Here is a 15720-nt window from a genome sequence, read left to right as displayed (position 1 = left end):
CGGCGGCGTTACCGGCGGCGTCGGTTACATCGTAGGTGACCGAGTAATCCCCGACTCGGTCGGTGTTCACTGCACTACTGTCAATGACAATGTTGCCGGTGAGTTCGCCATCCACCAGGTTGGTGGCCGTTGCATTCAGTTCGGTGTAAGCCATGCCGAAATGGATGGTCTGCGGATTATCACCGGTCAGGGTGATAATCGGCTTGCCGGTGTCGATGACCCTGACCGTGCGGGTCTTCTGCTCGGCGGCGTTACCGGCGGTGTCGGTTACATCGTAAGTGACCGTGTAGGTTCCGACCGTGCTCGTGTCCACGTTGTTCGCATCAATGACAATGTTGCCGGTGAGGTCGCCATCCACCCGGTCGGTGGCCGTTGCATTCAGTTCGGTATACCCCTCGCCAAACTCGATAGTCTGCGGATTATCACCAGTCAGGGTGATAATCGGCTTGCCGGTGTCGATGACCCTGACCGTGCGGGTCTTCTGCTCGGCGGCGTTACCGGCGGTGTCGGTTACATCGTAAGTGACCGTGTAGGTCCCGACCGTGCTCGTGTCCACGTTGTTCGCATCAATGACAATGTTGCCGGTGAGGTCGCCATCCACCCGGTCGGTGGCCGTTGCATTCAGTTCGGTATACCCCTCGCCAAACTCGATAGTCTGCGGATTATCACCAGTCAGGGTGATAATCGGCTTGCCGGTGTCGATGACCCTGACCGTGCGGGTCTTCTGCTCGGCGGCGTTACCGGCGGTGTCGGTTACATCGTAAGTGACCGTGTAGGTCCCGACCGTGCTCGTGTCCACGTTGTTCGCATCAATGACAATGTTGTCGGTGAGGTCGCCATCCACCAGGTCGGTGGCGGTTGCCTTCAGTTCGGTATACTCCTCGCCAAACTCGATGGTCTGCGGATTATCACCAGTCAGGGTGATAATCGGCTTGGTGTTGTCTTCAACGATGACCGTGCGGGTCTTCTGCTCGGCGGCGTTACCGGCGGTGTCGGTTACATCGTAGGTGACCGAGTAATCCCCGACTCGGTCGGTGTTCACTGCACTACTGTCAATGACAATGCTGCCGGTGAGGTCGCCATCCACCAGATCGGTGGCGGTGGCGCCGTGTTCGGTGTAAGCCATGCCGAAATGGATGGTCTGCGGATTATCACCAGTCAGGGTGATAATCGGCTTGCCGGTGTCGATGACCCTGACCGTGCGCGTCACCTGCTCGGCGGCGTTACCGGCGGTGTCGGTTACATCGTAGGTGACCGGGTATTCCCCGACCCGGTCGGTGTTCACTGCACTACTGTCAATGACAATGCTGCCGGTGAGGTCGCCATCCACCAGATCGGTAGCCGTTGCCTCCAGTTCGGCATACCCCTCGCCAAACTCGATGGTCTGCGGATTAGCACCAAGAAGGGTGATAATCGGCTTGCCGGTGTCGATGACCCTGACCGTGCGGGTCTTCTGCTCGGCGGCGTTACCGGCGGTGTCGGCTGCATCGTAGGTGACCGAGTAATCCCCGACTCGGTCGGTGTTCACTGCACTACTGTCAATGACAATGCTGCCGGTGAGGTCGCCATCCACCAGGTCGGTGGCGGTGGCGCCGTGTTCGGTGTAAGCCATGCCGAAATGGATGGTCTGCGGATTATCACCGGTCAGGGTGATAATCGGCTTGCCGGCGTCGATGACCCTGACCGTGCGGGTCTTCTGCACGGCGGCGTTACCGGCGGTGTCGGTTACCTCGTAGGTGACCGAGTAATCCCCGACTCGGTCGGTGTTCACTGCACTACTGTCAATGACAATGTTGCCGGTGAGGTCGCCATCCACCCGATCGGTGGCCGTTGCATTCAGTTCGGTGTAAGCCATGCCGAAATGGATGGTCTGCGGATTATCACCGGTCAGGGTGATAATCGGCTTGCCGGTGTCGATGACCCTGACCGTGCGGGTCTTCTGCTCGGCGGCGTTACCGGCGGTGTCGGTTACATCGTAAGTGACCGTGTAGGTTCCGACCGTGCTCGTGTCCACGTTGTTCGCATCAATGACAATGTTGCCGGTGAGTTCGATGTCATCATCCACCCGATCGGTGGCGGTTGCATTCAGTTCGGCATACCCCTCGCCAAACTCGATGATCTGCGGATTATCACCGGTCAGGGTGATAATCGGCTTGCCGGTGTCGATGACCCTGACGGTGCGGGTCTTCTGCTCGGCGGCGTTACCGGCGGTGTCGGTTACATCGTAGGTGACCGAATAATCCCCGACTCGGTTGATGTTCACTGCACTACTGTCAATGACAATGCTGCCGGTGAGGTCGCCATCCACCCGATCGGTGGCCGTTGCATTCAGTTCGGTATACCCCTCGCCAAACTCGATGGTCTGCGGATTATCACCGGTCAGGGTGATAATCGGCTTGGTGTTGTCGATGACCCTGACCGTGCGGGTCTTCTGCTCGGCGGCGTTACCGGCGGTGTCGGTTACATCGTAGGTAACAGTGTATTGCCCGACCGCGTTCGTGTTCACTGCACTACTGTCAATGACAATGTTGCCGGTGAGGTCGCCATCCACCCGATCGGTGGCGGTGGCATTCAGTTCGGCGTACCCCTCGCCAAACTCGATAGTCTGCGGATTATCACCAGTCAGGGTGATAATCGGCTTGCCGGTGTCGATGACCCTGACCGTGCGGGTCTTCTGCTCGGCGGCGTTACCGGCGGTGTCGGTTACATCGTAGGTGACCGAGTAATCTCCAACTCGGTCGGTGTTCACTGCACTACTGTCAATGACAATGCTGCCGGTGAGGTCGCCATCCACCAGGTCGGTGGCGGTGGCGCCGTGTTCGGTGTAAGCCATGCCGAAATGGATGGTCTGCGGATTATCACCGGTCAGGGTGATAATCGGCTTGCCGGTGTCGATGACCCTGACCGTGCGGGTCTTCTGCTCGGCGGCGTTACCGGCGGTGTCGGTTACCTCGTAAGTGACCGAGTAATCCCCGACTCGGTTGATGTTCACTGCACTACTGTCAATGACAATGTTGCCGGTGAGGTCGCCATCCACCCGATCGGTCGCCGTTGCATTCAGTTCGGTGTACCCCTCGCCAAACTCGATAGTCTGCGGATTATCACCGGTCAGGGTGATAATCGGCTTGCCGGTGTCGATGACCCTGACCGTGCGGGTCTTCTGCTCGGCGGCGTTACCGGCGGTGTCGGTTACATCGTAAGTGACCGAGTAATCCCCGACTCGGTCGGTGTTCACTGCACTACTGTCAATGACAATGTTGTCGGTGAGTTCGCCATCCACCGCATCGGTCGCCGTTGCATTCAGTTCGGTGTAAGCCATGCCGAAATGGATGGTCTGCGGATTATCACCGGTCAGGGTGATAATCGGCTTGCCGGTGTCGATGACCCTGACCGTGCGGGTCTTCTGCTCGGCGGCGTTACCGGCGGTGTCGGTTACATCGTAAGTGACCGAGTAATCCCCGACTCGGTCGGTGTTCACTGCACTACTGTCAATGACAATGTTGTCGGTGAGTTCGCCATCCACCGCATCGGTCGCCGTTGCATTCAGTTCGGTGTAAGCCATGCCGAAATGGATGGTCTGCGGATTATCACCGGTCAGGGTGATAATCGGCTTGCCGGTGTCGATGACCCTGACCGTGCGGGTCTTCTGCTCGGCGGCGTTACCGGCGGTGTCGGTTACCTCGTAGGTGACCGTGTAGGTTCCGACCGTGCTCGTGTCCACGTTGTTCGCATCAATGACAATGTTGCCGGTGAGGTCGCCATCCACCAGATCGGTGGCGGTGGCGCCGTGTTCGGTGTAAACCATGCCGAAATGGATGGTCTGCGGATTAGCGCCGGTCAGGGTGATCACCGGCTTGCCGGTGTCGATGACCCTGACCGTGCGGGTCTTCTGCTCGGCGGCGTTACCGGCGGTGTCGGTTACATCGTAGGTGACCGAGTAATCCCCGACTCGGTCGGTGTTCACTGCACTACTGTCAATGACAATGCTGCCGGTGAGGTCGCCATCCACCAGATCGGTAGCGGTGGCATTCAGTTCGGCGTACCCCTCGCCAAACTCGATGGTCTGCGGATTGGCGCCGGTCAGGGTGATCACCGGCTTGCCGGCGTCGATGACCCTGACCGTGCGCGTCACGGTATCGGCGGCGTTGCCGGCGGTGTCGGTTACATTGTAGGTGACTTCGTAGGCGCCGACCTGATTGATGACCACGTTGGTCGAATCAATGACAATGTTGCCGGTGAGGTCGCCATCCACCGCATCGGTAGCCGTTGCATTCAGTTCGGTGTAAGCCATGCCGAAATGGATGGTCTGCGGATTATCACCAGTCAGGGTGATAATCGGCTTGCCGGTGTCGATGACCCTGACCGTGCGGGTCTTCTGCTCGGCGGCGTTACCGGCGGTGTCGGTTACATCGTAGGTGACCGTGTAATCTCCGACTCGGTCGGTGTTCACTGCGCTGCTGTCAATGACAATGTTGCCGGTGAGTTCGCCATCCACCGCATCGGTGGCCGTTGCATTCAGTTCGGTGTAAGCCATGCCGAAATGGATGGTCTGCGGATTATCACCGGTCAGGGTGATAATCGGCTTGCCGGTGTCGATGACCCTGACCGTGCGGGTCTTCTGCTCGGCGGCGTTACCGGCGGTGTCGGTTACCTCGTAGGTGACCGAGTAATCCCCGACCCGGTCGGTGTTCACTGCGCTGCTGTCAATGACAATCCTGCCGGTGAGTTCGGTGTCATCATCCACCAGGTCGGTGGCCGTTGCATTCAGTTCGGTATACCCCTCGCCAAACTCGATGGTCTGCGGATTATCACCGGTCAGGGTGATAATCGGCTTGCCGGTGTCGATGACCCTGACCGTGCGGGTCTTCTGCTCGGCGGCGTTACCGGCGGTGTCGGTTACATTGTAGGTGACCGAGTAATCCCCGACTCGGTCGGTGTTCACTGCACTACTGTCAATGACAATGTTGCCGGTGAGGTCGCCATCCACCAGGTCGGTGGCGGTTGCATTCAGTTCGGTATACCCCTCGCCAAACTCGATAGTCTGCGGATTATCACCAGTCAGGGTGATAATCGGCTTGCCGGTGTCGATGACCCTGACCGTGCGGGTCTTCTGCTCGGCGGCGTTACCGGCGGTGTCGGCTGCATTGTAGGTGACCGTGTAGGTCCCGACCGTGCTCGTGTCCACGTTGTTCGCATCAATGACAATGTTGCCGGTGAGGTCGCCATCCACCGCATCGGTAGCCGTTGCATTCAGTTCGGTATAGCCCTCGCCAAACTCGATAGTCTGCGGATTATCACCAGTCAGGGTGATAATCGGCTTGCCGGTGTCGATGACCCTGACCGTGCGGGTCTTCTGCTCGGCGGCGTTACCGGCGGTGTCGGTTACATCGTAAGTGACCGAGTAATCCCCGACTCGGTCGGTGTTCACCGCGCTGCTGTCAATGACAATGCTGCCGGTGAGGTCGCCATCCACCAGATCGGTGGCGGTTGCATTCAGTTCGGTATACCCCTCGCCAAACTCGATAGTCTGCGGATTGGCGCCGGTCAGGGTGATCACCGGCTTGCCGGCGTCGATGACCCTGACCGTGCGGGTCTTCTGCTCGGCGGCGTTACCGGCGGTGTCGGTTACATCGTAGGTGACCGAGTAATCCCCGACTCGGTCGGTGTTCACTGCACTACTGTCAATGACAATGCTGCCGGTGAGGTCGCCATCCACCAGGTCGGTGGCGGTGGCGCCGTGTTCGGTGTAAGCCATGCCGAAATGGATGGTCTGCGGATTATCACCGGTCAGGGTGATAATCGGCTTGCCGGCGTCGATGACCCTGACTGTGCGCGTCACGGTATCGGCGGCGTTGCCGGCGGCGTCGGTTACATTGTAGGCGACGGTGTATTGCCCGACCGCGTTCGTGTTCACTGCACTACTGTCAATGACAATGCTGCCGGTGAGGTCGCCATCCACCGCATCGGTGGCGGTGGCGCCGTGTTCGGTGTAAGCCATGCCGAAATGGATGGTCTGCGGATTATCACCAGTCAGGGTGATAATCGGCTTGCCGGTGTCGATGACCCTGACCGTGCGGGTCTTCTGCTCGGCGGCGTTGTTCTGGGCATCGGTTACATCGTAGGTGACGGTGTATTCCCCGACCACGTTCGTGTCCACTGTGCCGGCAATGTCAATCCTGCTGGTGAGTTCGGTGTCATCATCCACCAGGTCGGTGGCGGTGGCCCGGTGTTCGGTATAAGTCGTGCCGAGTTCAACTGTGTTGTCGGCGGTGGTGTCCTTGATCAGGGTAATCACCGGCGCGGTCTTATCGGTGATGGTGATGGTCTGCTCGGCAGTCTCTTCATTACCTGAAGCATCAGTTGCCTTCCAAGTGATGATGTGGACACCTACGGCAAACTCATTGTCCGCTGGATTGCGGGTGATGGTCACCGAATCGGCGGCCAGGTCAGTCGCGGTTGCTTGACCCACGGTGACTGGCGTTGTCGGTCCGGTGGCTTCTTTGGATACATCCGCCGGCGCGGTAATCATCGGCGCGGTGGTGTCGGTGACCCTGACGGTGCGGGTCACGGTAGCGGCCGGGTTGCCCTGAGCATCGGAGACATCGTAGGTGACGGTGTATGTTCCGACTGCGCTCGCGTCCACTGTGCCGGCAATGTTAATCCTGTCGGTGAGTTCGGTGTCATCATCCACCAGGTCGGTCGCGGTGGCACCGTGGTCGGTATAACTGCCGCCGAGTTCAACCGTGTTGTCGGCGGTGGTGTCCTTGAGCAGGGTAATCACCGGCGCGGTGGTGTCCTCAACCGTGATCACCTGGGTAGCGGTGAGTTTGTTATCCGAAGCATCGGTTGCGGTCCAGGTGATGGTGGTATCACCCAGCGGGAAGGTCTTGGGTGCGTTGTCGGTAATAATCGCCGTGCCATCGGGGGAAGTGGCGGGGCCGTAATCGGAGCGGTTGAGAGGAGTCAGGGTAGCAGTCGCCTCAAAGGTCTGGTCGTTTGGTGCGGTAATGGCCGGCGCGGTGGTGTCGGTGACCCTGACCGTGCGGGTCACGGTAGCGGCCGGGTTGCCCTGAGCATCGGAGACATCGTAGGTGACGGTGTATTGCCCGACCGCGCTCGTGTCCACTGTGCCGGCAATCTCAATCCTGTCGGTGAGTTCGGTGTCATCATCCACCAGGTCGGTCGCGGTGGCACCGTGGTCGGTATAACTGCCGCCGAGTTCAACCGTGTTGTCGGCTGGGGTGTCCTTGAGCAGGGTAATCACCGGCGCGGTGGTGTCCTCAACCGTGATCACTTGGGTGGCGGTGAGTTTGTTATCCGAAGCATCGGTGGCGGTCCAGGTGATGACTGTGGTGCCCAGCGGGAAGGTTTCGGGCGCGTTGTCGGTAATAATCGCCGTGCCATCGGGGGAAGTAGCGGTGCCATATTCAGCCCGGCCCAGTGGGGTCTGCTCGGCCGTGGCTTCGGTGGTATAGGGATCAGGTGCAGTGATGTCCGGCGCGGTGGTGTCCTCAAGCGTGACCACCTGGGTCGCACTCACTGCATTACCCGCTGGATCGGTCGCGGTCCAGGTGATGATGGTCAAACCCAGCGGAAAAGTCTCGGGTGCATTACTATCGATAATCGCCGTGCCATCGCTGGAAGTAGCCATGCCGTAGTGGTCGTCAGCAGTCAGCGGCGTCAAGGTAGCCGTGGACTCAAAGGTCTGAGCCGCCGGCACAACAATATCCGGCGGCACGCCATCCACCTTGCGCGTCGGCTCATCAGTGATCGCGACATGCGCCAGACTTAAATCCACCGGATTACCCAGGTCATCGGTAACACTGCCGCCATCCGCCACACTCAGCGCATCGGCACCGATGCTGACACCGTTTTTATCCAGGTCGCCGAGTTGTACGGTATGTCGGAATAAGATTTGGCGCGGTGTGTTGAGCGATACCCTGCCCGGCAAGATTACCTCACCGCTCTCCATGCCCAGCACCAAACGCAGAGCCGTGGCATCCCCATGGGGATCAGAGTCTAAACTCACCAGAACGCGAATATACTCGCCCAACTTGAAGGTGCTGGGGTCGGGGTTGTCAGACGCGGGGGAAAGAATACGCATACTCGTCACCCGCGGACCCACGCCATCCACCTTGTGCAGCGGGTCATTGCTAATGGCCTGCGCGCTCAGGCTCAGGTCGGCCGGGTTGCCGATAATATCGGTGACCCTGCCGCTCGTCACCTCCAGCGCATTCGCACCAATGCTGATGCCGTTATTGTCCTCATCGCCGGCTTGCACGGTGTAACCGAACAACAGGGAAGTGTCATCGGGTTGCACCGCCGCATACTCCATCGCCACTCGGCGAGGTTCATCGCCCAAAGACATCCACAGCACCGGCGCATCATCAATAATGGTCACCGGCTCGTCGAACTCCACCCGCACGGTAATCCGCTCGCCGCTACGGTAATACTCGAAGACTTCTGGTGTGGAGGTGATGGTCACAGCCGTCACCTGCGGTCCCACGCCATCCACCTGGTATGCCGGGTCATCAGTGAACGCGAAATCCGCCAGACTTAAATTCACCGGATTGCCCGAAGCATCGGTGACGTTCTCCCCCGGCACCAGCATCAATGCATTGGCACCCAGGCTGAAGCCATTTTTATCCAGGTCGCCGGATTGCACGACATAACTGAAATCCAGGGCAAGACCGTGGCCAGTGAGGCCGTGTTTCCTTGAATTTCGTGCGGTGACCGGGCCGGACTCCAGCGTCAACTGCATGGATAACTGCCCCTGAAGCACGGGAAAGTGACTATCAAAAGCCAGCACCACTTCAATTTCTTCGCCCAATGCGTAGGTATTGTGGTTGGCTGGCTGCGGAGTAACCAACACAAAACTCACCTTCGGCACCACGCCATCCACTTTGTGCTGCGGATCATCGGGGTTGGCGGCGACACTCAGCAGTAGCGGGTTACCGGCGGCATCGGTGAGGTCAGCACGCATTCCGGCCAGGGCCAAATCACGTATGCTACTGATGCCGTCTTCGTCCAGGTCGCCGGCTTGCACCGGGTAACTTCCTTCCAACGACATCACCGGCTCATTGCTATCAGCCGGAAAAGGAAATCTCATGAAAATAGTTTTGGTGCCAATTCGCAGATCTAATGACGGTATCGGTTTCGGCGAAACTGTGGCAAAAACCGGCTCGCTAAAGTCCAGGCGCATCCTGATTTGTTCGCCCAGGAGGTAGGTGTCGCCCTGGTTCGGCGTGGAAATAATCGACACGCCGGTCACCTCTGGTCGGACGGCATCCACCACCGTGAACACAAAGTCGCCGGAGACAGATGCGCCGTTGGCATCGGTTGCGGTATAGGTCAGGGTGCTGTCACCGAGCTCGGTTGGCCTGCCGGACAGAGCGCGGCTGCCCGGGTCAAATGCCAGCCCGGGCGGCAGGTCGCCTGCCAATGTATACACAAGTGGTGGTGCGCCATCTCTGGCCGCCGGCAACTTAATCGGCCCGATAGGCGCTATCGGCAACAGTTCATTTTGCCGCAGACTCAGGCGCAGTGGCTCAGCAAAACTCGGTGGCTGCACTACCCTGATTCTCAAACGCTCACTAATCGTCTCGCGGGCACCGACATCAATAACGGTGTATCTGAAGGAGTAACCTTGTCCGGTGGTGACCTGCTCCGCGGTGCCGTATAGACGGCGGGTATGCCGATTAAATTGGATGCCCGGCGGCAGGCTTTCATAAGATGTGGAGTTTTGAAATACCGGGTTTGCGCCAGTGCCACCCTGCGGCTGTGGCAAGACGCGCTCAAACGCAATGCCACGAGTAATGAACTGTATATCGGCAATCGGTGGATCAAAATACATCGGTATATATGGCGGGAAGTCACCATTTTCACGCACCCGGACAAGTACGGTCAGGGCGTCAGAGCCGCCAAGTTCGTCTTCCGCGGCATATATATAGCTGAGACGGGCTTGACGAAGGTCGGCGGCGGTGGCAATGGTTGGGGTGCCGTATAGGCTACGCGTGGCGGCGTTATACTTGATTCCATGACTTGCACCCTGGAATGTGTAAGTCACCTCGCCGATGCCGCCAGTGGCTGCCGGCAGGACAACCGGCGTGATGGGCACCCCCCGGTCAAAAACATGGCCACTGAAACTTCCAGGAAATTGCGGCTTGGTTGCCTCCACAGTGAATTCCTGGGTGGCAACCGCGCCATTGGCATCGGTCGCCGTATAGACCAGGACATACACCCCAAGCCTTAAATAGATTGACAGTTCCCGGCTGGCCGGATCATAGCGCACATCCTCCGGCAGATTCCGGATCTGCTCGCCTCGCTTCTCTTGCAGGTTATAGGTCAAATCACCGTGGCCATGTTCGGCAAGCGGCAGGATCATGGGCTCAGTGTATCTGCTCGCTCGGATGAGCAGATCTTCCACCTCAGCGACAAATCGCGGCGGCTTCGCCACGGTCACCTGAAAACGCAGGCTGTCGCTGGCGCCGTTGCTATCGGTCGCGCTCCATTCCAATTCGGTCGCCGCCGCCGGCGTGGTCGGGGTGCCGGACAGGGTGCCGGCTTCTCCATCAACCTCATGTTGCAGTTGCAGCCCGTCCGGCACGGGCAGCAGGGTATAACTCAGGGGCATGGCACCATGCTGTGGCACCGGCAGGGCAAGGTCGGGAATCGCCGCGCTGGCGGTGTAAATCTGGTCGTCAACGCGGATACCGGCAAAACTCGGCGGCGGCACTACGCTGATATTGAACTCCAGCGTATCCACAGCGCGGTTCACATCACGCACCTGCCAGCGCAGTGGAATGGCCTCGGCAACCGCCGGCGGCGTACCGCTTAGCGTGTGCGTGGTGCGGTCATAACCCAACCAACCCGGCAGCGCGTCCTCATTCAGGGTGTATTGCTTGTCGCCGTAGCCGCCACTGGTGTTGGTCGGCAGGGTCAGATGCCCCGGTCGTCCGACGGTAAATGTCTGCTCCGGGATGGCACTCTCAAACCGCAAGGGTGATGCCACGAGCAGATTGAATGTGATGGGGGCATCGACAACGGCACCGTTCCAGTCTGTAGCGAGGTATATCATTTCTATTACTGTTGCACTGGTCGGAGCACCGGTTAGTCGGCGGGTGCGTTGGTCAAAACTCAGCCCGGCGGGTATTTGAGGATAGAGCGTATATGTCAGGGGCGCGACGCCGTCGGTCGCCGCCGGCAGTAATCTATTGATCGGCGGCATGTTCGCCGTGAGGACGATGTTGGCAATGCTGGTATCACCAAAGGTCGGCCGCTGCGCTATGCTCACCAGAAAACGCAGGGGGGTGCTGACGCCGTTGCTATCAGTCGCGCGCCATTCCATCTCAACCGCCGCTGCCGACGTGGTCGGGGTGCCGGACAGGGTGCGAGTGGCGCGGTCAAATGCCAGCCCGGCCGGCGCCGGCGTCAACTTGTATGTCAGGTCAAGGGCACTGGTCGCCTCCGGCAGAGTCAGGTCGGGAATCGCCGCGCTGGCGGTGTAAATCTGGTCATCAATGCGAGCATCGGCAAAACTCGGCGCGGCGACTATGGTCATTTGAAATCTCAAGGACGCAACCGATGGCACCGCATCGGTTGCCATCAACTGCAACTCGGTGGTCGCCACGGGCGCGCTCGGCGTGCCGGACAAGGTGCGGGTGTCAGCATCAAATACCAGCCCGGGCGGGATGCTACCCAGCAACTCATAACGCCGGGGGGCGACGCCGCCAATGGCTTGCGGCAGGACAAGGCTGACCGACTGCCCGACCGTATAGGTCTGCTCTGGCACGGGATTGACACCCATAAAGCGAGGCACCGCGCCGACCTGATGCGCCGGCGCATTGGTGATGGTATGACCCTCAAGGCTCAGGCGCAACGGGTTACCCACGGCATCTGCCAGGCTACCGCCGGTCACATTCAACCCGCCGACACCGACGCTGATGCCGTCCTCGTCCAGGTCACCTATTTGCACCTGATAGGCGAGTTCTATTACCTCGACCAGGAAGCGAGATTTGTTGAAGGTCAAGGTGCGGGCGACATCGCCGATCAACAAAGGCAGCGACAGAATCGGCGAACCGCCGGACCTGACCAACTGATCCAGCGTCAAACGCACCCGAATCATCTCGCCCAACCCATACACCGCCCCGTCAGTTGGTGTGGAGACGATGTGCAGATGGGTCACCTTCGGCGCCGCGGCATCCACCTTGTGCTCCGGGTGATTGGTGATGGTGTGTTGCGCCAGGCTCAGAATCAGCGGCCTGCCGGCCGGGTTGGTGACGCTGCCGCCGGTCAAACTCAGCGCATCGGCGCCGATGCTGATGCCATCTTCGTCCAGGTCGCCGTCTTGCACGGTGTAGATGAAACTCACAATTCCACGTTCATCAAAACTGCCAACGCTCGTTCTCTGCGAGACCACCGCACCCGAATCCAGGTTCAGCGTCATTTGCAGATTGCCTGTGTCCCCCACAAGTGGATCGTTGAAAAGCAGCGTGACGCTAATCTTTTCGCCTTGCCGATAGGTGTGCCCCGGGTCGGTTCCGGAGGCTATGCCCAGGCTCGTCACCCGAGGTCTATCGCTGTCCACCGTGAATACAAAGTCGCCGGAGACCAATGCGCCGTTGGCATCGGTTGCGGTATAGGTCAGGGTGCTGACACCGTCCTCGGTGGGCCTGCCGGACAAGACGCGGGTGCCCGAGTTAAATACCAGCCCGGGCGGCAAAGTGCCTTCGAATGTATACACAATCGGCGGTGCGCCATCTCTGGCAGCCGGCAACTTAATCGGCTCGGCCGGTGCTACCGGCAACGGTTTACTTTGCCGCAGATTCAAGCGCAGTGGCTCAGCAAAACTCGGCGCGGCGACTACCGTCATTTGAAATCTCAAGGACGCAACCGATGGCACCGCATCGGTTGCCATCCACTGCAACTCGGTGGCCGCCATGGGCGCGCTCGGTGTGCCGGACAGGGTGCGGGTGTCGGCATCAAATACCAGCCCGGGTGGGAGGCTACCCAGCAACTCATAACTCAGGGGGGCGACACCGCCAATGGCTTGCGGCAGGGCAAGGCTGACCGACTGCCCCACCGTATAGATCTGGTCTGGCACGGGATTGACATCCATAAAGCGAGGCACCGCGCCGACCTGATGCGCCGGCGCATTGGTGATGGTAAGACCCTCAAGGCTCAGGCGCAGCGGGTTACCCGCGATATCTGCCAGGCCACCGCCGGTCACCTTCAACCCGCCGGCGCCGATGCTGATGCCGTCTTCGTCCAGGTCACCGCCTTGCACCTGATAGGCGAGTTCTATTGCCAAGGCCGGGAAGCGAAATTTGTCGAAGGTCAAGGTGCGGGGGACAGCGCCGATCAACAGAGGCATCGACAGAATCGGCGAACCGCCGGGCATGACCGGCTGATCCAGCGTCAGGCGCACCCGAATCATCTCGTCCAACCGATATACCGCTCCCTGCGCTGGTGTGGAGACGATGCGCAGATGGGTCACCTTCGGCGCCACGCCATCCACCTTGTGCGCCGGGTGATTGGTGACGGTGTGTTCCGCCATGGTCAGAAGCAGCGGAATCTTGTCGTTGCCGGCGTTGGTGACGCTGCCGCTGGTCAAACTCAGCGCATCGGCGCCGATGCTGATGCCGTCTTCGTCCAGGTCGCCGTCTTGCACGATGAAGGTGAAACCCACAAGTCGGTTAAAATGGGCAACGGAAGGGGACGTGCTGTGCGAGACCACCGCCCCCGAATCCAGGTTCAGCGTCAAACGCAGATTGTCCAGAGCCCCCACCAGCGGCTGGTTAAAAGTCAGCGTGACGCTAATCTCTTCGCCTTGCCGATAGGTGTCGCCCTGGTCGGGTCTGGAGGCTATGCCCAGGTGGGTCACCCGCGGTCCGCCGCCGTCCACCTTGTGCATCCCAGCGTTGGTGATGATTAAATCAGTGATGTCGGTAAGCAAAAAGTTGGTCGTTATATCATGGTATCTTGCTCTTCCCAAAGAGAAAATATTGCCGCCACCCTGAGGCGTGCCAAAGTAACTGATACCATCGGCATCATAGTCGCCGGCTTGCACGGTGTAGTGGAAAACCATTTCGGTGATGGTGTGGTATTCATTATGGTCATATGGGTGAGCCTGAGGGCTGATCATCCCCTCCGCCATGACCCGGCCCGAACTCAGAGTGATTGGCTGTGATGCCTGGAAGGCAGGCGGGTATATATACAAATCTTCACTGAAAGCCACGCGCAGTTGAATCGTCTCGCCCGCTCGATAGGTATCGCCATTTGCCGGCCTGGAGAGGATGCTTACCTCAGTAACCCGCGGCGGGACGGCGTCTACCGTCTGCGCCGGGTCGTTGCCGATGGCGTGTTCGGCAAGACTGCTATCATCGGTCGGATTGCCGACGGCATCGGTAATCGTGTCTGTGCCGAGCGACGCCAGCGCATCGGCGGCAATGCTGATGCCATCCGGGTCCAGGTCGCCGGGTTGCACGCTATAGATGAAGCCAACGGATCGGTTGTTAGCCCTGTGCACTGCGGCGTCATAGCGCGCCCTCACCCGGCGCGTGCCGATATGCAGGCGCAGGCTCGGCGAGCCGGTTATGGTAACCGGCGCACCAAAATCCACCCGCACTTTTATGTCTTCATCCGCCCGATACGAGCGGGGAATACCATCGTCGATATGGCTGGGCGGACGGGTGGTGAAAGTTAGGTTGGTTACCTGCGACCGGCCGTCCACCGTGCTGGGGTCATCGAAGACATAGTAATCCACCAGGCGAAGATCCGCTGGGTTGCCCATCTCGTCGGTAATACTGCCGCCATTCAACCGCAACGCCTCCGCGTAGATGCTGATGCCGTCGGTGGCTTTATCGCCGGCCCGTATGGTGTAGTTGAAAATCAGGCTGGATGTCGCTGCAGAAGCAGGATTTGCATGACTCATCTGGACGGTGCCGCTGTCAAGGCTCAACTCCAGAATCGGACTGCCCCTCACCGTCACCGGCCGGGCAAAGAGTATCCCCACCTCAATCACTTCGCCCCAGGTGTAGTGGGAGTCAGTGCCGAGTATGTTCAGTGCCGATACTTTTGCACCAGAGCGCACCACAAGGTCGAAAGTCGTGATGGCGTAGTAGCGTAAACGGCGAAACCCAACCTCTACCCGGTAGGTCAATCGGGTCCTCCCCACCTCGGTCGGTGTGCCGTATAGCCTGCGAGAACCTGCGTCGAAGTTCATCCCTGGCGGTAGCGGGCTGAGGGTGTAAGCCGCGCGAAAGAATGCTATGTCCCCAGTCGCCTCTGGCAGGGTAAGAGAGAAAGGCTCACCCACGTGGGCGCGCTCGCGGTCCTCTGGCGGCGAGAGGGATACTGCTTCAGGATTCAGTGTCGGTTCTTGGTTCAACTGCGCCTGGGCAATGCCTGCTTGCAACGCCAGAGCGACGGCAAATAACACCCCCGGCAGACGCTGTCTTCTACGACTGGTCATTGTCGGGCGTGATTTGCCCGATACCCGACATCCAATGCCCGAAATCGGGGGGGGGGGGGGGGGGGGGGGATTGACCAAGGCAAGGAGCACGCAACCACGCACAACACCGACATAGTGCGGCGCAACAGAGACGCTACGCGCAACATCCGACCGCTATCAAACCCGATGAGCGGCGAAATACTTGCCACCGCCCACAAACCCCCCTTCGCAAAGGGAAGGTGAAGTGCGTTTATCAATCGTATTTTCAT

General features: G+C 59.5%; 2 protein-coding genes (1 of these 2 running past the window's edge). Both read right to left on the bottom strand.

The annotated features are described in order from the left end of the window. Positions 1-15472 carry the beginning of an immunoglobulin-like domain-containing protein gene (locus ACP158_RS02500; protein ID WP_424947411.1) on the bottom strand. 23564 nt of this gene lie to the left of the window's left edge, so only the first 15472 of its 39036 coding nucleotides appear in the window; its start codon is at positions 15470-15472; the stop codon falls past the left edge of the window. Next, positions 15469-15720: a hypothetical protein gene (locus tag ACP158_RS02495; RefSeq protein WP_424947410.1), complete on the bottom strand. Its 252-nt coding sequence runs from the start codon at positions 15718-15720 to the stop codon at positions 15469-15471. Before ACP158_RS02495 ends, ACP158_RS02500 begins: the two co-directional genes overlap by 4 nt.

The organism is Candidatus Spongiihabitans sp., assembly GCF_965247905.1.
In the GTDB taxonomy this organism is placed as follows: Bacteria; Pseudomonadota; Gammaproteobacteria; order Arenicellales; family Poriferihabitantaceae; genus Spongiihabitans.
The sequence above is the reverse complement of the archived record's forward strand: the minus strand, read 5'-3'. Positions and strand labels throughout refer to the sequence as shown.

Bases quoted from the DNA above. Each gene is read 5' to 3' on its own strand.
- ACP158_RS02495 (WP_424947410.1), bottom strand. From the start codon at position 15,720: ATGAAAATACGATTGATAAACGCACTTCACCTTCCCTTTGCGAAGGGG.